The 25244-nt window shown below is 59.9% G+C and carries 24 protein-coding genes; 12 read left to right on the top strand and 12 right to left on the bottom strand.

The genetic code is table 11. From position 1 onward, the window contains the following. Window positions 1-177: 177 nt before the first annotated feature. Both ACIP66_RS11000 and ACIP66_RS11005 read right to left on the bottom strand, forming a co-directional pair. Window positions 178-1110: a DUF4880 domain-containing protein gene (locus ACIP66_RS11000; RefSeq protein ID WP_400647908.1), complete on the bottom strand. Its 933-nt coding sequence runs from the start codon at window positions 1108-1110 to the stop codon at window positions 178-180. Then, complete coding sequence (locus tag ACIP66_RS11005; protein WP_400647911.1) at window positions 1107-1595, bottom strand: sigma-70 family RNA polymerase sigma factor; 489 nt, start codon at window positions 1593-1595, stop codon at window positions 1107-1109. Before ACIP66_RS11005 ends, ACIP66_RS11000 begins: the two co-directional genes overlap by 4 nt. Before the next feature lie 186 nt (window positions 1596-1781). Here ACIP66_RS11005 and ACIP66_RS11010 point away from each other — a divergent pair, with 186 nt between their 5' ends. The 6 genes from ACIP66_RS11010 (at window position 1782) to ACIP66_RS11035 (ending at window position 8190) form a co-directional block, all read left to right on the top strand. Continuing rightward, entirely contained in the window at window positions 1782-2087 is a 306-nt protein-coding gene (locus tag ACIP66_RS11010; RefSeq protein ID WP_053117249.1) for a DUF3649 domain-containing protein, read from the top strand. Beyond that, complete coding sequence (locus tag ACIP66_RS11015; RefSeq protein ID WP_400647915.1) at window positions 2084-3670, top strand: PepSY-associated TM helix domain-containing protein; 1587 nt, start codon at window positions 2084-2086, stop codon at window positions 3668-3670. The genes ACIP66_RS11010 and ACIP66_RS11015 overlap by 4 nt, the downstream gene beginning before the upstream one ends. Next, window positions 3670-3996 (top strand): DUF3325 domain-containing protein, encoded by a 327-nt coding sequence (locus ACIP66_RS11020; protein ID WP_053117253.1) that lies wholly within the window; start codon window positions 3670-3672, stop codon window positions 3994-3996. The genes ACIP66_RS11015 and ACIP66_RS11020 overlap by 1 nt, the downstream gene beginning before the upstream one ends. A 1-nt stretch (window position 3997) precedes the next feature. After that, window positions 3998-4564 carry an RNA polymerase sigma factor gene (locus ACIP66_RS11025; protein ID WP_400647917.1) on the top strand — a complete coding sequence of 189 codons (567 nt, stop codon included), beginning with the start codon at window positions 3998-4000 and terminating at the stop codon, window positions 4562-4564. Next, a complete protein-coding gene (locus ACIP66_RS11030; RefSeq protein WP_400647919.1) occupies window positions 4561-5550 on the top strand; it encodes a FecR family protein in 990 nt (329 codons plus the stop codon). Before ACIP66_RS11025 ends, ACIP66_RS11030 begins: the two co-directional genes overlap by 4 nt. Before the next feature lie 210 nt (window positions 5551-5760). Beyond that, window positions 5761-8190: a TonB-dependent siderophore receptor gene (locus ACIP66_RS11035; protein WP_400647922.1), complete on the top strand. Its 2430-nt coding sequence runs from the start codon at window positions 5761-5763 to the stop codon at window positions 8188-8190. Window positions 8191-8406: 216 nt separating this feature from the next. Here ACIP66_RS11035 and ACIP66_RS11040 read toward each other — a convergent pair whose 3' ends face one another. Beyond that, the gene (locus ACIP66_RS11040) at window positions 8407-9282 is read right to left on the bottom strand and encodes an AraC family transcriptional regulator (RefSeq protein WP_282358642.1); all 876 of its coding nucleotides are present in this window, start codon (window positions 9280-9282) and stop codon (window positions 8407-8409) included. A 139-nt stretch (window positions 9283-9421) separates the two neighbouring features. On the opposite strand from ACIP66_RS11040, the gene ACIP66_RS11045 reads away from it, so the two are divergent. Then, complete coding sequence (locus tag ACIP66_RS11045; protein WP_159812200.1) at window positions 9422-10324, top strand: DMT family transporter; 903 nt, start codon at window positions 9422-9424, stop codon at window positions 10322-10324. A gap of 19 nt (window positions 10325-10343) precedes the next feature. Here the strand turns inward: ACIP66_RS11045 and ACIP66_RS11050 are convergent, their stop codons facing one another. From ACIP66_RS11050 to ACIP66_RS11065, 4 genes are all read right to left on the bottom strand, one after another. Next, window positions 10344-10850, bottom strand: coding sequence for a DUF2165 domain-containing protein (locus ACIP66_RS11050; protein ID WP_053117265.1), 507 nt, complete (start codon window positions 10848-10850; stop codon window positions 10344-10346). A gap of 145 nt (window positions 10851-10995) precedes the next feature. Continuing rightward, entirely contained in the window at window positions 10996-11970 is a 975-nt protein-coding gene (locus ACIP66_RS11055) for a D-glycerate dehydrogenase (RefSeq protein ID WP_053117267.1), read from the bottom strand. Window positions 11971-12608: 638 nt separating this feature from the next. Next, complete coding sequence (locus ACIP66_RS11060) at window positions 12609-12983, bottom strand: DUF6124 family protein (protein ID WP_400647927.1); 375 nt, start codon at window positions 12981-12983, stop codon at window positions 12609-12611. Window positions 12984-13363: 380 nt separating this feature from the next. Next, window positions 13364-14332, bottom strand: coding sequence for a LysR family transcriptional regulator (locus ACIP66_RS11065; protein ID WP_008088899.1), 969 nt, complete (start codon window positions 14330-14332; stop codon window positions 13364-13366). A 274-nt stretch (window positions 14333-14606) separates the two neighbouring features. On the opposite strand from ACIP66_RS11065, the gene ACIP66_RS11070 reads away from it, so the two are divergent. The 4 genes from ACIP66_RS11070 (at window position 14607) to ACIP66_RS11085 (ending at window position 19595) form a co-directional block, all read left to right on the top strand. Beyond that, the gene (locus ACIP66_RS11070; RefSeq protein WP_400647929.1) at window positions 14607-16106 is read left to right on the top strand and encodes an efflux transporter outer membrane subunit; all 1500 of its coding nucleotides are present in this window, start codon (window positions 14607-14609) and stop codon (window positions 16104-16106) included. A 238-nt stretch (window positions 16107-16344) separates the two neighbouring features. Further along, the gene (locus ACIP66_RS11075) at window positions 16345-18537 is read left to right on the top strand and encodes an FUSC family protein (protein WP_400647931.1); all 2193 of its coding nucleotides are present in this window, start codon (window positions 16345-16347) and stop codon (window positions 18535-18537) included. Next, window positions 18527-18727: a DUF1656 domain-containing protein gene (locus ACIP66_RS11080; protein ID WP_102356389.1), complete on the top strand. Its 201-nt coding sequence runs from the start codon at window positions 18527-18529 to the stop codon at window positions 18725-18727. Before ACIP66_RS11075 ends, ACIP66_RS11080 begins: the two co-directional genes overlap by 11 nt. A gap of 10 nt (window positions 18728-18737) precedes the next feature. Then, the gene (locus tag ACIP66_RS11085; RefSeq protein ID WP_400647935.1) at window positions 18738-19595 is read left to right on the top strand and encodes an efflux RND transporter periplasmic adaptor subunit; all 858 of its coding nucleotides are present in this window, start codon (window positions 18738-18740) and stop codon (window positions 19593-19595) included. Here the strand turns inward: ACIP66_RS11085 and ACIP66_RS11090 are convergent. The 3 genes from ACIP66_RS11090 to ACIP66_RS11100 all read right to left on the bottom strand — a co-directional run bounded on the left by ACIP66_RS11090 (window position 19583) and on the right by ACIP66_RS11100 (window position 22810). Beyond that, a complete protein-coding gene (locus tag ACIP66_RS11090) occupies window positions 19583-20866 on the bottom strand; it encodes a hypothetical protein (protein ID WP_400647938.1) in 1284 nt (427 codons plus the stop codon). The genes ACIP66_RS11085 and ACIP66_RS11090 overlap by 13 nt on opposite strands. Before the next feature lie 178 nt (window positions 20867-21044). Beyond that, on the bottom strand, window positions 21045-21443 hold the full coding sequence (locus tag ACIP66_RS11095) for a DUF4440 domain-containing protein (protein WP_400647941.1): 399 nt from the start codon (window positions 21441-21443) through the stop codon (window positions 21045-21047). After that, complete coding sequence (locus tag ACIP66_RS11100; RefSeq protein WP_400647944.1) at window positions 21440-22810, bottom strand: MFS transporter; 1371 nt, start codon at window positions 22808-22810, stop codon at window positions 21440-21442. Before ACIP66_RS11100 ends, ACIP66_RS11095 begins: the two co-directional genes overlap by 4 nt. Window positions 22811-22919: 109 nt before the next feature. Between ACIP66_RS11100 and ACIP66_RS11105 the strand changes: the two genes are divergently transcribed. Continuing rightward, window positions 22920-23801 carry a LysR substrate-binding domain-containing protein gene (locus ACIP66_RS11105; RefSeq protein WP_400647962.1) on the top strand — a complete coding sequence of 294 codons (882 nt, stop codon included), beginning with the start codon at window positions 22920-22922 and terminating at the stop codon, window positions 23799-23801. A gap of 95 nt (window positions 23802-23896) precedes the next feature. On the opposite strand, the gene ACIP66_RS11110 is transcribed toward ACIP66_RS11105, so the two are convergent. Continuing rightward, the gene (locus ACIP66_RS11110; RefSeq protein WP_400647947.1) at window positions 23897-24721 is read right to left on the bottom strand and encodes an SDR family oxidoreductase; all 825 of its coding nucleotides are present in this window, start codon (window positions 24719-24721) and stop codon (window positions 23897-23899) included. A gap of 36 nt (window positions 24722-24757) precedes the next feature. Beyond that, on the bottom strand, window positions 24758-25222 hold the full coding sequence (locus tag ACIP66_RS11115; RefSeq protein ID WP_053117285.1) for a hypothetical protein: 465 nt from the start codon (window positions 25220-25222) through the stop codon (window positions 24758-24760). Window positions 25223-25244: the final 22 nt, after the last annotated feature.

A 25244-nucleotide genomic window follows, 5' to 3' on the forward strand; every position in this document is an offset into this window, starting at 1 on the left:
TGGATGATCCTGAGAAGGTTGAATCAAGGGGGCTTTCCTTCTCTGTCACGCCAGATCTGAAAAACGGCTCATTTATTTTTCAAGGATCAAAAGATCGCAGCCTGCGGCAGCTCCTACATTTGCAATGCATATCTCCTGTAGGAGCTGCCGAAGGCTGCGATCCTTTGATCTTGTTCCTTACACCCGCGCCTCAACGGTCACCCAATACCGGGTAAAGCGCTTCACCTTCACCGGCAAACTGATTTCCAGCAGATCAAGAATCCGCTCACTGTCGTCCAGCGGATACGTCCCGGAGATCAACAAATCAGCAACCTTCCTGTCGCAATTAAGCTGCCCGCGACGATAGCGACCGAGCTCATCGAGAAAATCCCCCAGACGCATATGCGCCGCCACCAACATGCCATCGACCCAGGCGCCACTGTTGGCATCCAGCGCTTTCGCGTCACCAACAATCGTCGAGGTAAAACTCAGTTGCCGAGCCACCGGCAGCAGCATCGGCGCACGCCCATCGGCGCTTAGTTCGACCCGCCCTTCAAACAACGCCACCTGCGTGCGATCGGCCAATTGCCGCACATTGAGACGCGCGCCCTGGGTTTTCAGAATGCCCTGCGCCGTACGCACTTCAAACGCGTGCGACGCGGTCAGGAGCATTTCGCCCTCAAGCAAACGAATCAGACGCTGATCAATCCGCACGTCAGCCGCACTCGCCGTGTTGAGGTGCAATTGATCGCCCGCACCCAACGCCACTTTGCGCCGTTGCCCAACCGGGCTGCGGTAATCAGCAAGCAGCGACGGCAGCGGATTGTGCTCACGCATTCCCCAGGTCGCAGCCGAACCGGCGCCAAGAATCAGCAACAATTTCAGCGCCTGACGTCGACTGCCCGACTTCGGCCCGTTCAACGCCGCATGCGCCAATGGCGAAGACACCCCGCGCAACCGCTGATTGACCCGCTGAATGTGTTCCCACGCCCGCCGATGTTCGCTGTGCGCCTCCAGCCATTGCTGCATCGCCGTCTGCTGGCGCGGGCTCAGGGCGCCTTGCTGCATTTCCATCAGCCAGTGCACAGCCTGTTCGGCCACCTGCGAAGAAAAATCCGGAGCGCGATTCATAGGGCGAAGTAGCAGCGCATCGCCGCTTTGTTCAGATGACGTTTGACCGTGGCCACAGAAATGCCGAGTTCAGTGGCGATCTGTGGATACGTCAGGCCATCGACCTGCGCGAGCAAAAACGCGCGTTTGACCTGGCGCGGCAAACCGTCGAGCAACTCATCCAGCTCCATCAGGGTTTGCAGGATGATCGCTTTGTGTTCTTCAGAGGGCGCAAGCATTTCCGGCATCTGCGCGAGGGTGTCGAGGTAGGCGCGCTCCAGATCCTGACGGCGGTAGTGATTGAACAACACCCGCTTGGCGAGGGTGGTGAGGAACGCGCGCGGCTCGATTATCACCGGTGGATCGCGAGCGGTCAGCACTTTGATGAAGGTGTCCTGCGCCAGATCCGCCGCGCTGTCCGGGCAGCCGAGTTTGCGCCGCAGCCAGCCGGTCAGCCAGTTGTGGTGGGCCTGATAGAGCGATTCGACGGGATGGGCGGACGACAACGGTGACTCCGGGCGTTTTGCTGACGCGGTAGAGAGGTGCGTTAGAGAACAAGAACTGTTCGCATTGTAGGGTGCGCTGACGGTGTCCGGCAATCAGATGCTTTTGCGTATGAGAATATTTATCATTAATATTGCTCGACTGTTGTTCGGCTTGTCGGCCGGACGTTTTCGTTTCAGGGTCGAAACATGAAAGCCAAACTCGCCACACTTCCCATGTCCTATCGTCTGGCCGTTACCTCGCGGGTGCTGGCGGCGGTGTTTGGCGGCTATCTGGTCGCGGCGCTGGCCAGTGTCACCCTGACCATGTGGTTGCCGCTCAACCGCGCCGAAGCCGTGGTGACCGGCATGACTGTTTCGTTTCTGGTCTATCTGGTGGCGGTGTTGTGGTGCTTTGCCTGCCGCACGGCGTGGTCGGCGTGGGTCGGTTTGCTGGTGCCGAGCGTGATTCTGGCGACCATCTCCGGCGCTGCTCGCGGGTTGGGCTTTGCATGAAAGAGGGTTTTCGCCAGGCCATGGCCTGGTTGCACACGTGGGTCGGGCTGGTGTTCGGCTGGTTGCTGTTCGCGATTTTTCTGACCGGCACGCTGGCCTATTTCAATGACGAAACCACGCACTGGATGCAGCCGGAAATTCCCTCGCGACCGTTGAATGCCGAGGCGAGCCTGACGCTGGCGCAAAATTATCTACAGCAACATGCCGCCGGCGCCTCGCGCTGGTTGATCGACTTGCCCGACGCCCGTGATCCCGGCCTGACCGTGCGCTGGCAGCAGTCGCCGGGCAAACCCGGCGAGCGCGGCCGCTTCGAATCGAATACCCTCGACGCGCAAACCGGCAGCGAAGTGCAGGGCCGCGAAAGCATGGGCGGCGAGTTCTTCTACCGCTTCCACTTTCAGCTGCAAATGCCCTATCCGTGGGGGCGCTGGCTGGCGACGATCGCCGCGATGGTGATGTTCGTCGCGCTGATCACCGGGATCATCACCCACAAAAAAATCTTCAAAGACTTCTTCACCTTCCGTCCGCGCAAAGGCCAGCGCTCCTGGCTCGACGGGCATAACGCGGTCGGCGTGCTGGTGCTGCCGTTTCACCTGATGATCACCTACAGCAGCCTGGTGATTTTCATGTCGATGGTCATGCCGGCGAGCATTTTGGCGTCGTACGGCAGCGACGTGAACAAGTTTTACGATGAAGTATTCCCAGCCTCGAATACCCCGGAACGCGCCAACACTCCTCAGGCGCTGGCACCCATGGCACCGCTGTTGGCCAAGGCCAGCGAACAATGGTCGGGCGGCCATACGGCGCGACTGTCGGTGAACAATCCGGGCGACGCCAATGCGACGGTGGTGCTGTCGCGTGCCGGCGACGGCGTGGTGCACGATTTCGGCCGTGCGGTGACGTTCAACGGGGTCAGCGGGCAGATGCTCGGCAGCACACCGAATCAGCCGATGGCCATGGCGGTCGGCGGCGCTTTCTATGGTTTGCACATGGGCCACTTCGCCGGGCCGGTGTTGCGTTGGCTGTACTTTATTTGCGGGCTGGCCGGCACCGCGATGATCGGCACCGGGCTGGTGATCTGGCTCGGCAAGCGTCAGCTGAAACACGCGAAGAGCGGTGTGATGCCGTTCGAACTGCGGCTGGTTGAAGTGCTGAACATCGCCAGCATGGCCGGGCTGGTGACGGCGATCGCGGTGTTTTTCCTGGCCAATCGTCTGCTGCCGACAGGTCTGGCCGGACGTGCGGATTGGGAAGTGAATGCGTTCTTTATCGCTTGGGGTTTGAGCGTGTTGCACGCGCTGTTGCGGCCGGGGCGCAAGGCGTGGGTCGAGCAGCTGGCGTGCGGCGCGTTGCTGTTTACTGCCGTGCCGGTGATCAATGCGCTGACCACGCCGTGGAATCTCGCGGCAACCCTGACGCAGGGCGATTGGACGCTCGCCGGTTTCGATCTGACCTGCTTCGCCACCGGCGTGTTTCTCGCGTGGGCCGCATGGAAAATGCAACGCGCCGCCAGCACTGTCAGCGTGAAAAATCCTCGTCGCGAAAAGGCTCGGGCGATCACCCTTGAGCAGGGAGCGAACTGATGTTGCTGGCGCTGCTGCTGTGCTATGCCGGGTTCACCGCGTTGTGTCTGTCGATGCCTCGTCATCACGATGAATTGCTCGGCCACAAACCTTCGGCCTCGCGTCGTCAGGCGCTGAAAATCGGCGGATGGTTGTTGCTGTGTTTATCGCTGTGGGCGGCAGTGACGGTGAACGGCTGGAGCTTTGGCCTGGTCGACTGGTTCGCCGTGCTGATGCTCAGCGCATTGACGCTGGTGTTGCTGATGCCGTATCGCCCGCGTCTGGCGTTGGCGCTCGCCGGGCTGAGTCTGTTGGCCAGCCCGGTGGCGGCATGGGCGCAGTGCTGAGGTGTTGATCGGTCTCCCTCCGGAATCCCGCGACGACGAACCGCGCGGGGCGCGTGCGCACTTTCTCCAGGTGTTTCTGTCCCAGCGTTCGCAGATGGAAGCGCTGGTGAATCGGCGCGTCGGCTGCCGGGCGACAGCGGCGGATCTGGTGCAGGATTTGTTTCTGCGTTTCTGGCGGCGGCCGCTGGTGCAGGTCGAGGAACTCAGCACTTATCTTTTACGTTGCGCTGGCAACATCGCCATCGACCATTTACGCAGCGAAGGTGCGCGCTCGCGAGTCAACGAAGGCTGGCAACCGGACGCGCCGGACAGCCACGGCAGCGAGCCGCAAGCGGCGCTCGAAGCGGGCAATGATCTGCGCCACGTCGAAGCGGCATTGCGTGCATTGCCCGAGCGCACGCGGCAAATCTTTTTGCTCAATCGCATCCACGGTCGCAAGTACGCAGACATCGCCAAAGCCATGGGCCTGTCCCAAAGTGCCGTGGAAAAACATATGATGCGCGCCCTCGAGGCCTGCAAGGCCAGCCTGCGCGAACCCGCGCCACGTCTGCCAGGGAAAGCACCGTGAAGCCAACCGATTACGTCACCCCGACACCGGCTCAGGAGCAGGCTGCATTCGCTTGGCTCAGCCTGTTGCATGATCGGCCAAGCGCGGGCGATCAACTCACCTTCAGCCAATGGCTGCGTGCCGATCCGGCGCACGCCGAGGCTTATGCGCAGGCGCAAGTGGTCTGGGAGTTGAGCGAAGGCCCGGCGCGAACGTTGGCCGATGAAGAGGCTTTGGCGCTGCAGGGTTATCTCGATGCGATGGATCGACCGCGTCGTCCGCAACTCTTGCGGTGGTCGGGTGGGCTGGCGATGGCCGCGTGTCTGTTGCTGATGATCAGCCTCGGCACCGGGTGGCAGCCGCAGCGCTGGATTGATGACCTGGGGGCTGATTACGTTTCCGCGCCGGGGGAAATTCGCACGGTGACGTTGGCTGATCAATCGCAAGTTACCCTCGATGCTGACAGTGCGATTGCGGTGGATTTCAGCCGGGGTGAGCGGCATGTGCAGTTGCGCCGTGGCGCCGGATTTTTCACGGTTACGCACACTGGTGAGCCGTTTGTGGTCGAGGCCGAGAAAGGCTCGGCGCGGGTGCTTGGGACGCAATTTGAAGTGCGACTGCAAGCGCATGGCGCGCAGGTGACGGTGTTGTCCGGGCGTGTCGGGGTGACGGCGGATCGTAATGGCGAACAGCAGATTCTCACGGCCGGGCAGCAAGTCGCTTACGGAGCGGGATCGGCGGAAAAACTGCATGCCGTGGACAGCGAGGCGCAACTGGCCTGGCGGCAGGGTTGGCTGACGTATTACAAGTCGACGCTGGGGGACGTGGTGGAGGATTTGCGCCGGTATTATCCGGGGCGGATTGTGCTGCTCAATGATGAGTTGGCGGCGCGCAAGGTCAGTGGCAGTTTTCCGAGTAAGGATCCGCAGGCGGTGTTGAATTCTTTGCAGGGGGTGTTGGGGTTTGAGCAGCATCAGGTGTTGGGGCACTTGATTATTTTGCGATAGGGCCACCGGCCTCTTCGCGAGCAGGCTCGCTCCCACATTTTGAAATGCGATCCCCTGTGGGAGCGAGCCTGCTCGCGAAGGCGTCGGCCCCGACAACACACCTGCAAAAATATTTTCAAATTGTGATGAGGTAAACCCAGGCCCCATCCGTGTAGTGACTGAAACTGCGAGTCATTCGCATCCGTTGCGGTTCTACACAGGTCATGAGTCATGAAGTCCAGGGCAAAATCGGGTTCGGTCAAACAGTGGTTAGGCGTGTCGGCGTTGAGCTTTTCGGCATTGGCGCTGTTGCCGATGAGCGTGGCTCGCGCCGCTGAAACCGTCAGCAGCCAGCCGCAAAAGCAGTTCACGTTCAGCCTGGCCGCCAAACCGCTGCCGCAAGCCTTGAGCGATTTCAGCCGGGTCACCGGGCAGAGCGTGGTCTACACCGACGAAGCGCCGTACGGCCTCACCGCCCCGGCGGTCAACGGCCAGATGAGCGCGGAACAGGCCCTGCAAAAGTTGCTCACAGGTTCCGGCCTGAGTTTCCGCCGCACCGACAGTCACACCTTGGCACTGGAGCCGCAGCCCACCGCAGGCGCGTTGAACCTCGGCGCCACCACCATCACCTCGATGCGCAACGATTCGTTGAGTTATCAGCCGCCGGAAACCAGTTCGGTGATGCGCTCGTCGGCCTCGCTGCAAGAAGTCCCGCAGACCGTCAACGTCATCCCGGCGCAGGTCATCCGCGATCAGGCACCGCGCAATCTCGACGATGCACTGGCCAACGTCAGCGGCATCACTCAGGGCAACACCTTGGGCAGCACGCAGGACTCGGTGATGACGCGCGGTTTCGGCGACAACCGCAACGGCTCGATCATGCGCGACGGCATGCCAATCGTGCAGGGCCGAGGCATGAACGCCACGGTCGATCGCGTCGAAGTGCTCAAGGGCCCGGCGTCGTTGCTCTACGGCATTCAGGATCCGGGCGGTGTGGTCAACATGGTCAGCAAGAAGCCTGAGCTGGCGCAGTACAACGCGCTGACCCTGAGCGGCTCGACCTACGGCGACGGCAAGAATGGCAGCGGCGGCACCTTCGACAGCACCGGTGCGCTGGGCGATTCCGGGCTGGCCTATCGCATGGTGCTCGATCACGAAGACGAAGATTACTGGCGCAATTTCGGCACGCTCCGCCAAACCCTGATCGCGCCTTCGCTGGCCTGGTTCGGCGAAAGCACCAAGCTGTTGTTCGCCTACGAGCATCGCGAATTTCTCACGCCGTTCGACCGTGGCACGCTGATCGATCCGCGCACCAATCATCCACTGGATATCTCGCGCAACGAGCGCCTCGACGAGCCGTTCAACAACATGGAAGGGCGTTCGGATCTCTATCACTTCGAAGCCGACCACGAACTCAACGACGACTGGAAAGCCCATTTCGGCTACAGCTGGAACCGCGAAACCTACGACGCCAGCCAAGTACGCGTCACCGCCATCGACAGCAAAAAAGGCACGCTGACCCGCAGCATGGACGGCACACAAAACGCGATCAGCACCGACCGTTTCACCACCGCCAGTCTCGAAGGCAAGGTCAACGTGTTGGGCATGCAGCATGACCTGGTGTTCGGCGTCGACGATGAGTACCGCAAGATCTACCGCGCCGACCTGATCCGCCAGAAAAGCCTGAGCACCTTCAGCTACGTCAATCCGGTGTATGGCCGTGAAGTCGAAGGCACCACGGTCAGTGCCGCCGACAGCGCGCAGACCGATGAACTGCGCAGCGATTCGATCTTTATGCAGGACTCGATTCACCTCACCGATCAATGGATTCTGGTCGCCGGCGGGCGCTTTCAGGAGTACGACCAGTACGCCGGCAAAGGCGTGCCGTTCAAGGCCAACACCGACAGTAACGGGCAGAAATGGGTGCCGCGCGCGGGGCTGGTGTATCGCTACACCGACGCTTTGTCGTTCTACGGCAGCTACACCGAATCGTTCAAACCCAACTCGACCATCGCCCCGCTGAGCGGCAGCAGCACCGTGCTCGACGGCAGCATCGCGCCGGAAGAAGCCAAGTCGTGGGAGCTGGGCGCGCGCCTCGATCTGCCAGGACAAGTCACCGGCAACGTTGCATTGTTCGACATCAAAAAGCGCAACGTTTTGGTCGCCAATGCTGAAGGCCCAACGACGATTTACAGCGCCGCCGGCGAAGTGCGTTCGCGCGGTCTGGAACTGGATTTGAGCGGTCAGTTGAGCGAGCGCTGGAGCATGATCGGCAGCTACGCCTACACCGATGCCGAAGTCACGGAAGACCCGGACTACAAAGGCAAGCGCCTGCAAAACGTGGCGAAGAATAGCGGCTCATTGTCGGCGGTGTATGACTTCGGCAGCGTGATCGGTGGCGATCAATTGCGCGTCGGTGCCGGGGCGCGGTATGTCGGTGAGCGGGCGGGTAACGCGGTGAATGATTTTGATCTGCCGAGCTATACCGTGGCGAACGCGTTTGCCACTTACGACACCCAGGTTGAAGGGCAGAAGGTCAAGTTTCAACTGAATGTGAAGAACCTGTTTGATCGCACTTACTACACGTCGGCGGCGAGCCGGTTCTTTGTGTCGATGGGGGATTCGCGGCAGGTTTCGTTGTCCAGCACGTTGGAGTTTTAAGTCAAGATCTAGAGCCCCTCACCCTAACCCTCTCCCGAAGGGAGAGGGGACTGACCGAGGTGTCTTGCGCGATACGGCGACCTGAAACACCGAATTGATTATGGATTCAGAAAAGTACTTTCAAGTCGGTGTAATGCTTGAGCATCCCCCAATCGGCTCCCTCTCCCTCTGGGCGGTCCGACGTTTCGGGAGGGCTGGGGTGAGGGGAACCAGGCCTCAACGCAAAAACGCCTGCCGATACTCCCCCGGCGTCCCGCCCAATACCTGCTTGAATCGATTGGTAAAGTGGCTCGCACTGGCAAACCCGCAAGCCAAAGCAATCTCCCCCAATGGCAACGCCGTGCCCCGTAACAATTCCCGCGCCCGATCCAGGCGTCGCGCCAGCACGTACTGATGCGGCGGCAAGCCAAAGCTCATCCGAAACATCCGCGCAAAATGATATTCCGACAATGCACATAATCCGGCCAACTGCCCAAGGCTGATCGGCTCGGCCAACTGGCTGTCGATGAACTCCACCAATTGCCGACGCTGATGCGGTGCCAGCCCACCCTTCAAACGCAAACCCTGACGCGCGCCAACCTGGCTGAGCAAAGTGTGGCTGATCAATTCGTGAGCAATGCTGCTGGTCAGCAAGCGCTCGGCAGGCTCGTCCCAGTTCAACGTCAGCAGTTGCCGAAAGCGCTGCGCTTGTTGCGGATCTTCAAGAAAAGTCTGCTCGCGCAATTGCATCTCACGCGGCTCACGATCAAGCAGCGTGACGCAACCGAGGGCGAATTGTTCAGCGCTGAAATACAGGTGCGCCAAACGAATATCACCGTTGATCACCCAGCCCGATTCGTGATCGGCGGGCAGGATGCACAGCTTGTCCGGCCCGCCTTTTTGCCCCGGCTGGCCGCGACGGAAAGTGCCGGTGCCGCCAGCGATGTAGCAGGACAGCGTGTGATGGCTCGGCGCTTCGTATTCCTGCGCGTCGTGGTGGTTGGTCCACAAAGCTGCAGACAAGCCGTCACCGAGCTCGGCGCTGTGCACAAGGCGTGCGTTCGGCGAGCGGTTGAGGGCTTGAAAGACTTGCAGGTTATCGATTGCGGCCATGATCGGTTCTCTCCAACGCCTTGCATCCTACTCCGTAGGCTTCGCGCTGCCAGCCCACTGCCGGACAAAAGCGCAAGAATCTGCAAGCGCCGAAGGCAAGCCTCGGCAGACACTCAAGGCCTATTGAGGAGTAAGCGCCATGAACCTGTCGTTGTATTTGCTGACCGTGCTGATCTGGGGCACCACCTGGATTGCCTTGAAATGGCAGTTGGGGGTGGTGGCGATTCCGGTGTCGATTGTTTATCGATTTGGCCTCGCGGCGCTGGTGCTGTTTGTGTTGTTGCTGCTCAGCCGTCGGTTGCAACCGATGAACCGTCGCGGTCATTTGATTTGTGTGGCGCAGGGCTTGTGCCTGTTTTGTGTGAACTTCATGTGTTTTCTGACGGCGAGCCAGTGGATCCCCAGCGGTCTGGTGGCGGTGGTGTTTTCCACCGCAACTTTGTGGAATGCGTTGAATGCGCGGGTGTTCTTTGGGCAACGAATCGCGCGCAATGTATTGATGGGCGGGGCGCTGGGGCTGTTCGGTCTGGGCATGTTGTTCTGGCCCGAACTGGCCGGGCATCAGGCCAGTCCGCAAACCTTGCTTGGACTCGGTTTGGCGTTGTGCGGCACCTTGTGTTTTTCGGCGGGCAACATGCTGTCGAGCCTGCAGCAGAAGGCGGGCCTCAAGCCGCTGACCACCAATGCCTGGGGCATGGCGTATGGCGCGGCGATGCTGTCGGTGTGGTGCCTGGTCAAAGGCATTCCGTTCGACATGGACTGGTCGCCGCGTTACGTCGGCGCGCTGCTCTACCTTGTTATTCCCGGTTCAGTGATCGGTTTCACCGCATACCTGACGCTGGTCGGCCGCATGGGCCCGGAGCGCGCGGCGTATTGCACGGTGCTGTTCCCGGTGGTCGCGCTTAACGTTTCGGCGTTTGCCGAAGGTTACCAGTGGACGGCGCCGGCGCTGGTCGGGCTGGTGTTGGTGATGTTGGGTAACGTGTTGGTGTTTCGTAAACCGAAAACAGTCTTGGTTCCGCCGCACGGTAAGTTAGCTTGATATGAAAGAGCGCTGTTGATCAGCGCTCGACTTTCAAGGTGATGTAAATCATTACCGGGAAGATGAAGTCAACAATGTGCCGAGCCCAGTCTTTGGCGTTCCATTCTGTTGAAGTGTCCATGTCAAACCATTCCACGCCGACGGTTTGCAGGCACACGTAATAGATAAAGATGGCAACCAGAATGCCCATGATCGAAAACTTCTTGGCTTCATGGAATTCTTCCGCCGAGTCATTCACTTTTCGATACAGGTGATAGGTACCCATCAGGCATAGCACGGTATAGGTGACTTCCAGCGTAATGATGAGCCAGAAGATCCGGTGGTGCAGGTAAGGCGAATCGATCGACCGATACTTGATGTTTTCGTTGGCGGTAGTGTCCATGCTCAGGATGTGAGCAACGTATTCGTAGTTTGAGTTGTAGTCGAAAAAGTTATGAATGATCACCAGTACGCCAAAAAAACTGATGTAGGCCATCAAGATGACTTTGCTGTAGCGGATAAGTTTTTCGGTGCTCAGGTTGTTCAAGGTCTTCGCTCTCCATAGCGTCTTATCGTTCATTCGATAATGCCGAGAGCTTATAACGCGGGAGTGTGAATAGGGCTGTTGTTGAATTTCAAGTTGTGTAGTCAAGTTGTGGCGGGCAAGTGCAAGTTTGCACTTGCCCGTTTTTTTATCCGCGCCAGACTTGTGGGTTGACCAGATCCTGCGGGCGTTCGCCGAGCAGGGCGCTGCGCAGGTTGGCGAGGGCACGGTTGGCCATGGCTTCGCGGGTTTCGTTGGTTGCGGAGCCAATGTGCGGCAGGGTCACGGCGTTTTTCAGCTGGAACAGTGGCGATTCGGCCAGCGGTTCTTTTTCGTAGACGTCCAGACCGGCGCCGCGAATGCGGTTGTTTTGCAGGGCTTCGATCAGCGCGGGTTCGTCGACCACCGGGCCACGGGAGATGTTGACGAGGATGGCGCTTGGTTTCATCAGGGCCAGTTCGCGGTGGCTGATGAGGTGGCGGGTTTTGTCGCTGAGTGGCACGACCAGGCAGACGAAGTCGGCTTCGGCCAGCAGTTGGTCGAGGCTGCGAAATTGGGCGCCGAGTTGTTGTTCGAGTTCGGTCTTGCGGCTGTTGCCGCTGTAGATGATCGGCATGTTGAAGCCGAGGTGGCCACGGCGGGCGATGGCGGCGCCGATGTTGCCCATGCCGACGATGCCGAGGGTTTTGCCGTGCACGTCAGAGCCGAACAGCGGGGCGCCGACGCTGGCTTGCCATTGGCCGGCCTTGGTCCAGGCGTCGAGTTCGGCGACGCGGCGGGCGCTGCTCATGATCAGTGCGAAGGCGAGGTCGGCGGTGCTTTCGGTGAGGACGTCGGGGGTGTTGGTGAGCATGATGCCGCGTTGGTTGAAGTAGTCGAGGTCGTAGTTGTCGTAGCCGACGGAGACGCTGGAGACGACTTCGAGTTTGGTCGCGGTTTCGAGTTGGGCCTGGCCGAGTTTGCGGCCGACGCCGATGAGGCCGTGGGCGTGGGGCAGGGCTTCGTTGAATTGGGCGTTGATGTCGCCGGTTTTTGGGTTGGGGACGATGACGTCGAACTCTTGTTGCAGGCGTTCGATCATTGGCGGGGTGATGCGGCTGAAGGCCAGGACAGTCTTTTTCATTGCTGAGGGCTCGACGGGCTTGATTGCAAGCAAGCTAACATTTTCTCGCTTTGATTGTCTCGGGGGGCTTGGCGGCCTTTGGGCCGACCATGTTCTTGGGGGTTTGGGTGTATATCCGTTTTTTAGGTGATGGCGGATTAAGGTTTCGCCCTTACGGCGAGTCACCTTTTCCAAACGCCGAAAAGGTAACCGAAAAGGCTTTGCTCCTGCGTTCGGCCCGCTCGCTGGGGCTCGGGGTTCCTTCGCTGCGGGATTGATCCGGGGGCAGCGCCTACGGTTTGCTTCGCTGCACCTCCTCTCGCTGTGTTTGGCTGCGCCAAACGGTCGCTGCGCTCCCACCCCCGGATCAATCCCTCCACTCAGCCTTCCGACGTCGCTCGTGGATCAAGATCAAAAGCTTTGTCGAGCTTGCGCTCATCCTGTGTAGGAGCTGCCGCAGGCTGCGATCCTTTGATCTTGCTTGTGCTTTTCGTAGGAGCAGAGCTTGCTCGCGATGGCGGCCTGACAGCCGACCAATTCCTGCCAGATGTACTCAATCCAACTGTAGGAGCGAGCCTGCTCGCGATAGCGGTGTGTCAGACGCCGTAAATATTGAGTGTGCTGACGTCTTCGCGAGCAGGCCCGCTCCCACGGGGGAATCAGTTGTGGGTTGGGGGTTGGGATATTTCGTGGTTATCCAGCGCGCGATTCACGGCCAGTTCGGCGAGCATGATGATTTGCTGGATCGCCAGAATCGTTCTTCGCTGCGGGAGTTCGATGTAGGCGGCGATGTCGCTGGTCATGAGGCTGGCTTGGGCCAGGGATTCGCAGGCGTGTACCAGCAGGCTTTCGTTGTCTTGATCGGGGGCGACCTGGAACATGGTGCTGGGTTTATGGAAGCGCAGGGTGAGTGCGTTGGGTTTTAGGTAGTGGTCGAGGGCGCGTTCGGCGGCTTCGTGGAATCTTTTTGAACCGGGGAATTCGTAGGGGGTGGTGTCTTCGAGTTCGGGGGGATTCGGTGTTGGTTTGATCATGGTGAAGCTCCATTCGGGAAGTGGAGTTCGCCAAGCACTGCGACCAAGCAATAGGGTGGCGAACCGTACGCGGGTTGGTCGACCAGGGAATGGAAACCCGGCAGAGCCGAAGCTCTCCCACGCACGGCTCGCCATTAAGCAAGCTTGATAAGTGCGCCATTCTAAACCCGAGCGACCAAGCCCGGTCGCTGATTCGTCAGCGACACCCAAAGCCTATCCACCTCGCTTCCGACGGACAACCGACGCGACCTGTCGGAAACATCCGCGAAATTCCCGTTCTGTAGGAGCTGCCGTAGGCTGCGATCTTTTGATTTTTAAACGGCAAGATCAAAAGATCGCAGCCTGCGGCAGCTCCTACAGGGGCGTGGTGTGTTTAAAGGTCAGTTGGCGACTCGGGCGCCGGCGAGGGTGCCGCTGAGTTCGTAGGCGGCCAGTTCGGCTTGGTGCGCGGCGAGGATTTCTGGCAGGGAGCCGCGCAGGTATTCGACCCACGTTTTGATCTTCGCATCCAGATATTGCCGCGACGGGTAGATCGCATACAGGTTCAATTCCTGCGAGCGGTAGTTCGGCATCACCCGCACCAGCGTGCCGTTGCGCAAGCCTTCAATCGCCGCATACACCGGCAGCACACCCAGGCCCATGCCGCTGATGATCGCGGTTTTCATCGCGTCGGCGGAGTTCACCAGAAACGGTGAGCTGTTGATGGTGACCACTTCCTGACCTTCCGGGCCGTCGAACGCCCATTTTTCCAAGGGGATCACCGGGCTGACCAGGCGCAGGCAGGCGTGGTTGAGCAGGTCGCTGGGTTTTTGCGCGGCACCGTTGGCTTTCACGTAGGCCGGGGAGGCGCAGACGATGCTGTAGGTGATGCCCAGTCGCTGCGAGACAAAACCGGAATCCGGCAGTTCGCTGGCGAGCACGATCGATACGTCGTAGCCCTCGTCGAGCAAGTCCGGCACGCGGTTGGCCAAGGTCAGGTCGAAGGTCACGTCCGGGTGGGTCTTGCGGTAGCGGGCGATCGCGTCGATGACGAAGTGCTGACCGATGCCGGTCATGGTGTGCACTTTTAATTGCCCGGCCGGGCGCGCGTGGGCGTCGCTGGCTTCGGCTTCGGCCTCTTCGACGTAGGCGAGGATCTGTTCGCAGCGCAGCAGGTAGCGCTTGCCCGCTTCGGTCAGGGCGATGCGGCGGGTGGTGCGGTTGAGCAAGCGGGTTTGCAGGTGGGCTTCCAGGTTGGAGACCGCGCGCGAGACGTTGGCGGTGGTGGTGTCGAGTTGCACGGCGGCGGCGGTGAAGCTGCCGGCTTCGGCGACGCAACTGAAGGCGCGCATGTTTTGCAAAGTGTCCATGGGGTGCTCTCAAGGGAGATGGCAAATTGTGACACGAAGTTTCAGGGGCGAGACCCCCGACCAAGGGATTATCTCGTTAACCGTAACAAAGATTCACAGAAATCCCAGCTTATCGCCGCACAGGGCCTTCCATAGAATTGCGCCGATCCCTGTAGGAGCTGCCGCAGGCTGCGATCTTTTGATTTTGGTTTAAGGGAATCAAGATCAAAAGATCGCAGCCTGCGGCAGCTCCTACAGAAGAAGTATCGATCCCCTCTCTCAGGAATTCGCAGCTGTGCCGCGTCGCATCAACAGAGCGCTTTTGCCGCTCAGTGTTCTGGCTTTTACCCTGGGTCTCAGCGGCTGCATCTCAACTGACGGAATTGTCCCGCAGGGCAAGGCGTTGGAGGCCAATTCACTGGTCACCGACGACGCCATCGCCCACGCTGCCCGTGACGCCAACTGGCCCACCGCGCAATGGTGGCAAGCCTACGGCGACCCGCAACTCAATCGCTGGATCGACCTCGCCGTGCAAGGCAGCCCGAGCATGGCCATGGCCGCTGCGCGAGTGCGCCAGGCGAAAGCCATGGCCGGTGTTGCTGAGGCGGCCGAGTCGTTGCAGATCAATGGCGAGTCGACGTTCAAACGCCACAACTGGCCGACCGATCAGTTCTACGGCCCCGGCGATCTGGCCAACACCACGACCTGGGATAACAACGCTGCGCTGGGTTTCAGCTACGCCCTCGACCTCTGGGGCCGCGAAAGCAATAGCAGCGAGCGCGCGGTGGATCTGGCGCACATGAGCGCGGCCGAAGCGCGACTGGCGCAGCTGGAATTGCAGAACAACATCGTCCGCGCCTACATCGAACTGTCGCTGCATTACGCCCAGCGCGACATCGTCGCGGCGACGCTCAAGCAGCAACAACAGATTCTCGATCTGGCGCAGAAGCGTTTGAACGGCGGGATCGGCACGCATTTCGAAGTCAGTCAGGCCGAAACACCGTTGCCGGAAACCCATCGGCAAATCGATGCGCTGGATGAAGAGATCGCCCTCAGTCGTAATCAACTTGCCGCGCTGGCGGGTAAAGGGCCGGGGGAGGGTGCGCAGTTGCAGCGCCCGACTTTGTCCCTTGGCGCTGAGTTGAAATTGCCGTCGGCGTTGCCGGCCGAATTGCTCGGTCAGCGGCCGGATGTAGTCGCCAGTCGCTGGCAAGTGGCGGCGCAGGCGCGTGGAATCGATGTGGCGCATGCCGGGTTTTATCCCAATGTCGATCTGGTCGGCAGCCTCGGTTACATGGCCACGGGTGGCGGCGCGCTGGAGTTTTTGACCGGCAAGAAACTCAACTACAACGTCGGCCCGGCGATCTCGTTGCCGATCTTTGACGGTGGGCGTTTGCGTGCCGAACTCGGTGAAGCCTCCGCCGGTTACGACATCGCCGTGGCGCATTACAACCAGACGTTGGTGAATGCGTTGAAGAACATTTCCGACCAGTTGATCCGCCGCGAATCGATGGACAAGCAGCAAGGCTTTGCCGCCGAGTCGGTGGCCACGGCGCAGAAGACTTACGACATCGCGATGATTGCTTATCAGCGTGGGCTTACCGATTACCTCAACGTGCTCAATGCGCAGACGTTGCTGTTCAAGCAGCAGCACGTGCAGCAGCAGGTGCAGGCGGCGCGTCTGAGTGCGCATGCCGAATTGGTGACTGCGTTGGGTGGTGGTCTTGGCGCCGGCAACGACGTACCGACGGCCGAAAAAACCCAGGCCCCGAAAACCCCGGCACTGCTGCGGTGAACCCAAAATCTCAGCTGGAAATTTCCTCCTTTGGAGTTGACCCCAAACCCTGTGGCGAGGGGATTTATCCCCGTTCGGCGGCGCAGCCGTCGCAAAGCCAGTGCACGCGGTGTGACTGTGGGAATCGGGTCGTAGGTTTTGGGGCCGCTTCGCAACCCAACGGGGATAAATCCCCTCGCCACAGGGGCTGTGTACGCTGTAACAAATTCTTCAATTCTCGATCATTGAGCAGAATTTAATGACTCCCTTGCCCGCACCGCTGCGCTGGCTCTACTCCCTGGAATGGCGCCGTGGATTTTTCGACTGGGCGCGCAGCGATGGCGTGACCTGGGTCTACATCTTCAAGGTGTTGCTCGCCGCATTCCTGACGCTGTGGCTGGCCATGCGCCTGGAACTGCCGCAACCGCGCACCGCAATGATCACCGTGTTCATCGTCATGCAGCCGCAGAGCGGCCAGGTGTTCGCCAAGAGTTTCTATCGCTTCCTCGGCACATTGGCCGGGTCGGCGATGATGGTCACGCTGATCGCCTTGTTCGCGCAAAACACTGAACTGTTTCTCGGCTCATTGGCGATCTGGGTCGGCATCTGTTCGGCCGGCGCCGCGCGTTGCCGCAACTTCCGCGCCTACGGTTTTGTCCTTGCCGGTTACACCGCCGCGATGGTCGGTTTGCCCGCGCTGGCTCATCCGGACGGCGCGTTCATGGCCGCCGTATGGCGAGTGCTGGAAATCTCGCTGGGCATCCTTTGCGCGACCGTGATCAGCGCCGCGATCCTGCCGCAAACCGCCAGCGCCGCCATGCGCAACGCCTTGTATCAGCGCTTCGGCGTGTTCGCATTGTTCGTCACCGATGGCCTGCGCGGGCGCAGCAAAGCCGAGTCTTTCGAAGCGAGCAACGTGCGCTTTATCGCCGAAGCGGTGGGCCTTGAAGGCTTGCGCAGCGTGACGGTTTTCGAAGACCCGCACATGCGCCGACGCAACGGTCGCCTGAGCCGTTTGAACAGCGAATTCATGGGCATCACCACACGCTTTAACGCCTTGCATCAGTTGCTCGAACGCCTGCGCGTCAACGGCGAAGAGCACGTCGTCGCGGCGATCAGACCGGGCCTGCAGGATCTCGCCGAAGTGCTCGACGGCTTCAGCGGCCGCGCCCTGACCAGCCCCGATGCCGCTCGTTTGGCAACTGCGCTGGCGACCTACAAAGAAGGGTTGCCGGTACGTGTGCGAACCCTGCGCGGGGTCTTTCAGGACACAGATCCGAGCGAAGCCGAACAACTGGATTTCCACACCGCGTACGAGCTGCTTTATCGCTTCGTCGACGACCTGCACAGTTATGCACAGACCCACGCTTCCTTGGCCGATCACCGCCACGAACGCGAGCGCTGGGACGAGCCGTTCACCCCGCAAACCAACTGGTGGGCGGCAGCGGCTTCGGGCATTCGCGCCTCGTTCATTCTGGTGGTGCTCGGCAGCTACTGGGTCGCCACCGCGTGGCCAAGCGGCGCGACGATGACCCTGATCGCCGCCGCCACCGTGGGCCTTTCAGCTGCCACACCTAACCCGAAACGCATGGCGTTCCAGATGGCCTGCGGCACCTTCCTCGGTGCCCTGATCGGCTTCGTCGAGATGTTTTTCATCTTCCCGTGGATCGACGGTTTTCCATTGCTGTGCGTGATGCTCGCGCCGGTGATCGTGCTCGGTTCGTTTCTCACATCGCGGCCGCAATACGCCGGTGTCGGCCTCGGTCTGCTGATCTTCTTCAGTACTGGTTCGGTGCCGGACAACCTGACCATTTACAACCCGTATACCTTCATCAACGACTACATCGCCATGGTCATGGGCATGCTGGTCTGTGCCGCTGCGGGGGCGATTATTCTGCCGCCGAACAGTCGCTGGCTGTGGAAACGTCTGGAGCAGGATCTGCGCGGCCAAGTGGTTTACGCAATCAGCGGCAAACTCAAAGGTCTGGCCTCGAGCTTCGAGAGTCGTACCCGCGATTTGCTGCATCAGGCCTACGGTCTCGCCGCTGGTGAGCCGAAGGTGCAAAAGAACCTGCTGCGCTGGATGTTCGTGGTGCTCGAAGTCGGCCACGCGATCATCGAGTTACGCAAGGAACAGGCGATTTTGCCGGTGCACCCGGCCTATGCCGAATCGCAGCCGTGGCGGCAGGCGATCCGCGTGATGGGCCGCGCGCTGGTGCGACTGTTTCTGCAACCGAACACCAGCAATCTTGAACGCGCACTGGTCGCGGTCGACCATGCAATCAGCCGTGTCGCAGCCACCGATGAGCCGTTCGCGCCGCACTTCGACACCTCCGCATTGCGCCGGGTGAAGAGCTATCTGCACTTCATCCGCACCTCGTTGCTCGACCCGCAATCACCGCTCGCTGCCTACGCCATCGCCAAGCCCGAAGGACTTGCCCATGCCTCGTGAAATCGCCTTCCACGGCGTGTACATGCCGACCATGACCCTGATGTTTTTCGTCGCTGCGGCATTGGCCTGGGCGGTGGATCGGTTCCTGTCCGGGTTCGACCTGTACCGTTTTTTCTGGCACCCGGCGCTGCTGCGTCTGAGTCTGTTTACCTGTCTGTTCGGCGCCATGGCGCTGACTGTCTACCGTTGAGAACGTCCCGATGAAAAAGTTTTTCAGCCTGCTCGCGACCCTGCTGGTGCTGGCCCTGGCGCTGTGGATCGGCCGCACGTTGTGGGAGCACTACATGAACACGCCGTGGACCCGCGACGGCCGCGTGCGTGCCGACATCATCAACGTCGCCGCCGACGTCACCGGCGAAGTGATCGACGTGCCGGTGCGTGACAACCAACTGGTGAAGAAGGGCGATTTGCTCATGCAGATCGACCCCGAGCACTACCGCATCGCCGTCAAACAAGCGCAGTCGCTGGTCGCTTCGCGCAAGTCGACGTGGGAGATGCGCAAGGTCAACGCCCATCGCCGCGCCGACCTCGACAACCTGGTGATCTCCAAGGAAAACCGCGACGACGCCAGCAACATCGCCGACGCCGCGCTCGCCGATTACCAACACGCGCAGGCGCAACTGGAAGCTGCTGAACTCAACCTCAAACGCACCGAAGTGCGTGCGGCGGTCGACGGTTACGTGACCAACCTCAACGTGCATCGCGGTGATTACGCCCGTATCGGCGAAGCGAAAATGGCCGTGGTCGACATGAACTCGTTCTGGGTTTACGGCTTCTTCGAAGAGACCAAACTGCCGCACGTTCGCGTCGGTGATAAAGCCGATATGCAATTGATGAGCGGCGAAGTACTCAAGGGCCACGTGGAAAGTATTTCGCGCGGCATCTACGACCGCGACAACCCGGAAAGCCGCGAGCTGATCGCCGATGTGAATCCGACGTTTAACTGGGTGCGGTTGGCGCAGCGAGTGCCGGTGCGGATTCACATTGATGAGGTGCCGGAGGGGGTTCTGTTGGCGGCGGGGATTACCTGTACCGTGGTGGTCGATCAGGCCCGGTAGTAACGGTAGAGGCTGCCTAATCTGATGCCCAGTCCGATAGAGTTACTTGCATAAAGTAACCGATTTGTTGAATAGGCGAGCAGCAGCGTGGTGACAAATGCATTCTGGCTTTCTTCGACGATCCCGGCATCGCCAAACGACGGATCAGGCTTGCCATCAAGCCCAATCAGCAAGAGGTAATGCCCTGATTCACCGCCGGCGACATAGATGTGTTGGCCTTGCGCGAGGATGTTCTGCCAATTGGTAGGAAAACCGGGCCTCAGTGAACTCTCGAGAAGACTCCCATTGTTAAAGTCCGGATCATTTTTCCCAAGCTTGTCGAAACCTACCACCAGACCCTGAGTGTTCTGCAGCGCGGGGGCTTTGACACTGCCTGCCGCCAAGTATTTACCCAACGCGCGTTCGGTGACCGCATTGAGTTCGATGTCGAAGCGCTGCTTGGTGAACAATCGGATACCCGGTGTCGCGCTATCCCCAAACATCAGGTTGAGCGAACCGTTTGGGTTAAGCATGGCCAGTAATCCGGATTTCGTACTGCCATCGGGTCGCGAGTAACCGGCAACAAGAATTCGACCATCGTCCAGAATGCACCCGTCCGTGAGGTAGGTGGTTGCTTGCGCTCTGGGAAGCTTGATGTCGACGATTCCGCTGACGCCGAATGAGGTCACAGGATTACCTCTGGCATCAAACTTCATCAGGTAAGCGGTTTCGATTCTGGCAGCGCCGGTAGCGCCATTCGTGCCAATCAGCAGACTGCCATCCTCCAACACCCGGATAAAGCGCCGCTCTCCATAGAAAACGCGCTCATCGATCAGGTTCTCCACGATTATTTGGCCATCGATCCCGAATTCGTTGACTCGGTTACCTGCCTCATCGAAGCACAGGATCGCGATTTCAGGGTCAGGTTGGGTTAATGAGAATCCTGATGCGCCAAACATGTAGATTCGACCATCCTTGCCCTGAGCCATCTCACCACTGAACGCTAAGCTACCCGGCGCGAAACGATCCAGGATGAAGCCGTCTTTTCCAAAGCGTCGATCGAGCTCACCGACGGAGTTCACCTTCGTAATCAGGAACTGTCCGTTTCCCTCCTCCTCGTCATCTGTCGCAATGATCAAGTCGCCATTGCCCAGCAATAAGGCACCGAACAGCGTATTCGTCGAATAAGGGTGTTCTTTGAATACGTGCGCAAGCGACAGATATCCATTTTTTTCGGGCCCCCAGGTTTCATCGCGACTGCCTGGCAGGTTGTTGGAAAGTGAGCGGCTCATGGCTAGGATCCTTTCTCTGAAATAAACCGGGAGGCCGTTGCATAACCTCGTAGCGAGGATGAACCCGGTGGCATCCCTGCCGATGACTGGAATTTGCGCTGCGTGGGTCGGGCTGTCTACTGTCAGACCTGACAGTAGACATCGCTGCAAAAACAGGATTTAGCGAGCGCCGGCAATATCAGCCGTGGCAAAAAGTCTCCTGCAAATGCCGCCAGATCACTCGCCCGGATTTGTTTTTCTCAAACACCACTGTCGAGCGTCGATCCGTATTCAATCCGCTCGCATCCGTCTGCAGTTCACGGTAACTCACCGTGGCCCCGTGTTCATGCAACGCAATGGCACGCAGTTCGCTGAGCTCGATTTTGAACCCGCGCTTCTTACCTCCAGCCATCCGAAACAGAGCGTTCAACGCCGCGAAATTCAGCATCCGGCCCAGCGGCGAAATCATGGAGAACTCAGGCGAAAACCGCGCTAGCAGTCGCTCCAGTTCAGCGTCGTCTCCCTCCACGGCAAACCATCGTTCGATGGCTTCGTGTGCCTGAATCACTTCATCAAAGTATTCGCTGTAGTCGGTCATATGGATTTTTCCTTGAGGGGAGTTTGAGTCAGCAGCGCGAGCACTGCCGTCGAATCGAACCGCAAAACACTGACCATCGGCAGCATCGTCAACAACGCGGCAGCGAGGAAGCAGTAGCGAAAACCCTCACCACCCAAAGCCCCCAACAAGGAGCTGAGCAACGCCGCGCCGAGGCAGAAACCGAGCTGGCGATTGATATTCCACAGCGCACTGGAATGGCCCATTTTTTCTGGCGTGATGCCGACGAATGCCAAGGTCTGCGCAGTGACGCTGCACAGGCTGCCGCCCAGGCCCATAAGGCCGTAGGCGATGATCAGCGGCGTGCTGGCGGGTTGTTCGATGCGCATCAGCAAGACGATACCGAGGCATTGCAGGAGCATGCCAGCGCTCAACAGCGGCTTCGGCCCCAGGCGATTGAAACTGCGTTTGCCGAGCATGATCGCCACGCCCGAACCCACTGCCCATGGCAGCATCAACGCCCCGATTTGCGCTGCGCCTAAGCCGAGGTTGTGCAGATACAACACGGCGATCATGTGGGTGCCGGTGAACACGCCGGGCACGCACAGGTAGATCAGCATCGCCAGGCGCAGCGACGGATTCTTGATCAGTTGCAGGTCGAGAATGGCGTTGGGTTTACGCCAGCCGTCTCGCAGATAAATGCACAGGGTCAGGACGCTGAGCACGAGGACAAAGAGACCGAGGATGCGCGTGTCTGTTTCGCTCAGCATGCTGACGGCGATCAACAATAAACTCAGTGCCGTCGCCGCCAATAGCAAGCCGCGCGCATCCAGCGTCGGGCGTTCACTCGACGGCTGATCGGCTTTCAGCCAGAACAGTCCAAGGCCAATAGCGAGCAGCGCCACCGGCAAATTGAGGTAGAAAATCCACCGCCACGACAACGCCTGAACAATCAATCCGCCCGCCGCCGGCGACAGTGCCGGCACCATCAGCGCCACCAGCAACACCACGCCGGTGAAATGCGCGCGCTGCGATGGCGGAAACTGTCGATACGCCAACGCCTGACCGACCGGCAGCAACAACCCGCCACCGAGCCCTTGCAGCAGGCGCCAGCCAATCAAGCTTTCGATCGATGCCGCTTGCGCCACCAGCACCGAGCCAATCCCGAACAACAGCAGCGAGGCGAGAATCAGCCGTCGTTCGCCGATCCGTGCCGCTAGCCACACGCTCAGCGGAATGATCAGCGTCAGCCCGAGCATGTAGGCGTTGGTGATCCACGCCAGTTGCGTCACCGAGGCGTGCAATTGTTGGGCGATGTCGGGGTAGGCAATGCTGGCGACGAACATGTTCAGCAAGTCGAGGGCGAACCCCAACAGATACACCAGCGCGACTTTCGAGCGATAAGCCATGGCAGCTTCCCTGTGATGAGACGTGCAGGGTAGGGCGCTTCTGGTGATAGGAAAACGCTGGTTTGGCTGCTAGTTTGTCAAAATTATTTTGACAAGGAGCGCAATGAGCATGGTCAGTCTCGACCGTTTCGACACATTCAAAGCGGTGGTTGAGGCCGGTTCGTTGACCGCTGCCGCCGACACGCTGGGCCAGACGCGCGCGGTGGTGAGCTTCAACCTCAAGCGGCTGGAGGAAGAATTGGGCGTTACCTTGCTCACCCGTAATACCCGGCAACTGGCGCTGACCGACGCCGGCGAGCGTTTTTATCGACGCTGTTTGCGTACGTTGGACGAAGCACGATTGGCGATCGAGGAAGCCCGTTCGGAGCATTCACAGCTCAAGGGTACGTTGCGCATCACCACCACGGTGGAGTTTGCATTGGCCCAGGTGGTGCCGGCGCTTGAGGTGTTTCGTCAGCAGCAACCGCAGTTGAATATTCACCTGTCGACGTCTTCGACCCATGCCGATCTGATCTCCGAACGGTTCGACATGGCGATTCGTCTGGGGCGTATGCACGACTCCAATTTGCGTGCGGTGCAGTTGTCGACATTCGAAGTGTTTGCGGTGGCGGCGCCGGGGTTGGTCGAGCGTTTTGCGCCGGTTGATACGCTGGCGGTGCTGGAGTCGATGCCGACATTGGGGCACGGGCGGGTGCCGGAGATGACGGTGACTGATCCGCACGGTGCTGAACATTTCTACCAGCCGAAACCGGGAACCACTGCGATTGTTGCGGACAACTCAGCGACGCTCAGGGCCTTTGCGTTGACCGGGCAGGGTGTGGCGATTTTGCCGCAATGGTTGATTCAGGAGGATTTGGAAGCGGGACGGTTACAACGGTTGTTGGCGGATTACCGCTTTGCCCAGCAAGGGGTGTACGCGCTGTATCCGGACACCCGGCATTTGCCGCTGAAGGTGCGGGCGTTTATTGATTTCATGAAAACCTGGAACTAACGACTCCCTGTAGGAGCTGTCGAGTGAAACGAGGCTGCGATCTTTTTATCTTCAAATCAACATCAAAATCAACAGATCGCAGCGTGCCGCAGCTCCTACAGATCCCCACCCAACCCGAACCGCTTCATCAACACCGACTCCAGCAACCCCTTCGGCAACAACGCCGCCAACAGCGGCAACGCCCGGCTGCCATTACCAATGCGGATCAAGCGCGGCGGGTTGCTCTGCCGCACGGCCTTGAGTAAATCAGCGGCAAACTCAGCAGCCGGCGTCGGCTTATCCTGTGAAGCCTTGGCCCGCGCGCGAATGCCTTCACGTAACGGAAACCACGGCGATTGTTCATTGATCAATTGCTCGGCCTCATGCCCGGCATTCTTGGCGAAGCTCGACTGAATCGCCCCCGGCTGCACTTCCATCACACGAATGCCGAACGGCGCCAGTTCCATGCGCAAGGCATCGGTCAATGCGTGCACCGCCGCTTTCGAGGCGCAGTAAGCACCGGCAAACGGCGTGACCAAAAGCCCTGACACGCTGCCGATATTCACCACCAGTCCCTTGCCCCGCCGCAGCACCGGAAACAACGCGCGGGTAACGCCGACTATGGAAAACACATTGGTTTCGAACTGCCGTTGCATCGCCGACACACCACCGTCGAGCAACGGCCCCATCGCGCCATAACCGGCGTTGTTGATCAGCACGTCGAGGCCGCCATGCTCCTGACTGATTCGCTCGCCGAGTTGCGCCAGCGCCGCGCCGTCGTTGACATCCAGTTGCACGGCGGTAAAACCGGCCGCACTCAATGCTGCGACATCGTCAGCCTTGCGCGCACTGGCCCAGACTTCGTAGCCCGCCGTTTTAAACGCATCGGCAAGCGCGCGGCCGATGCCGCTGGAACAACCGGTAATCAACGCAACGGGCATGGCGCATTCCTTGTGCAAAAAAGTTGGGAAGGGGGATCAGTCGGAGAAACTACCCTGCAAATGCTCGGCGCGGAACTCCAGAGTTTGCGGGCGATAACCGGGACGCAGTGGCGGCAATGGCAAACAGTCTTCCCATGTCGAACCGGCCTGCAATTCGCCGGGGCCACGGTAGCGCGGCGCGGTGTATTGGTTGTCGGCCAGATTGACCGTGTCGCCCGGCGCGTAGGCTGCGATGCGCCAGCGCAGTTCGGTCAGCGGCACGCTGTTGCCGTTGTTCATCTTCAGTTGCAGCGGACGATCGGCCGGGCATTGCTCCGGCGCGTAGCTGATGCGCAACTCGAGGCGCGCCAGTTGCTTGATCTCGCGGTTGTCCAGCCACACCACCCACATCGCTACCAGACCGAGGCCGATAGCGGCTGCCACTGACACCGGCAAGGCTTTGGCCGGATAGCGCAGCAACAGGATCAGCCAGGTGATGACCAGCAAAATGCCGATGAACATGGGGGAGCGCTCCTTGAGTTCG

It is taken from the genome of Pseudomonas sp. NPDC088429, assembly GCF_044753305.1.
In the GTDB taxonomy this organism is placed as follows: Bacteria; Pseudomonadota; Gammaproteobacteria; order Pseudomonadales; family Pseudomonadaceae; genus Aquipseudomonas; species Aquipseudomonas rustica.

Excerpts from the sequence above, each read along its gene's own strand:
- ACIP66_RS11065 (WP_008088899.1), bottom strand. The coding sequence starts at position 14,332 with ATGGACACTTTGCAAAACATGCGCGCCTTCAGTTGCGTCGCCGAAGCC.
- ACIP66_RS11110 (WP_400647947.1), bottom strand. The coding sequence starts at position 24,721 with ATGCCCGTTGCGTTGATTACCGGTTGTTCCAGCGGCATCGGCCGCGCG.
- ACIP66_RS11080 (WP_102356389.1), top strand. The coding sequence starts at position 18,527 with ATGCCTCGTGAAATCGCCTTCCACGGCGTGTACATGCCGACCATGACC.
- ACIP66_RS11055 (WP_053117267.1), bottom strand. The coding sequence starts at position 11,970 with ATGAAAAAGACTGTCCTGGCCTTCAGCCGCATCACCCCGCCAATGATC.
- ACIP66_RS11095 (WP_400647941.1), bottom strand. The coding sequence starts at position 21,443 with ATGACCGACTACAGCGAATACTTTGATGAAGTGATTCAGGCACACGAA.
- ACIP66_RS11000 (WP_400647908.1), bottom strand. The coding sequence starts at position 1,110 with ATGAATCGCGCTCCGGATTTTTCTTCGCAGGTGGCCGAACAGGCTGTG.
- ACIP66_RS11040 (WP_282358642.1), bottom strand. The coding sequence starts at position 9,282 with ATGGCCGCAATCGATAACCTGCAAGTCTTTCAAGCCCTCAACCGCTCG.
- ACIP66_RS11105 (WP_400647962.1), top strand. The coding sequence starts at position 22,920 with ATGGTCAGTCTCGACCGTTTCGACACATTCAAAGCGGTGGTTGAGGCC.
- ACIP66_RS11035 (WP_400647922.1), top strand. The coding sequence starts at position 5,761 with ATGAAGTCCAGGGCAAAATCGGGTTCGGTCAAACAGTGGTTAGGCGTG.
- ACIP66_RS11100 (WP_400647944.1), bottom strand. The coding sequence starts at position 22,810 with ATGGCTTATCGCTCGAAAGTCGCGCTGGTGTATCTGTTGGGGTTCGCC.
- ACIP66_RS11075 (WP_400647931.1), top strand. The coding sequence starts at position 16,345 with ATGACTCCCTTGCCCGCACCGCTGCGCTGGCTCTACTCCCTGGAATGG.
- ACIP66_RS11020 (WP_053117253.1), top strand. The coding sequence starts at position 3,670 with ATGTTGCTGGCGCTGCTGCTGTGCTATGCCGGGTTCACCGCGTTGTGT.
- ACIP66_RS11060 (WP_400647927.1), bottom strand. The coding sequence starts at position 12,983 with ATGATCAAACCAACACCGAATCCCCCCGAACTCGAAGACACCACCCCC.
- ACIP66_RS11090 (WP_400647938.1), bottom strand. The coding sequence starts at position 20,866 with ATGAGCCGCTCACTTTCCAACAACCTGCCAGGCAGTCGCGATGAAACC.
- ACIP66_RS11045 (WP_159812200.1), top strand. The coding sequence starts at position 9,422 with ATGAACCTGTCGTTGTATTTGCTGACCGTGCTGATCTGGGGCACCACC.
- ACIP66_RS11115 (WP_053117285.1), bottom strand. The coding sequence starts at position 25,222 with ATGTTCATCGGCATTTTGCTGGTCATCACCTGGCTGATCCTGTTGCTG.
- ACIP66_RS11085 (WP_400647935.1), top strand. The coding sequence starts at position 18,738 with ATGAAAAAGTTTTTCAGCCTGCTCGCGACCCTGCTGGTGCTGGCCCTG.
- ACIP66_RS11015 (WP_400647915.1), top strand. The coding sequence starts at position 2,084 with ATGAAAGAGGGTTTTCGCCAGGCCATGGCCTGGTTGCACACGTGGGTC.
- ACIP66_RS11010 (WP_053117249.1), top strand. The coding sequence starts at position 1,782 with ATGAAAGCCAAACTCGCCACACTTCCCATGTCCTATCGTCTGGCCGTT.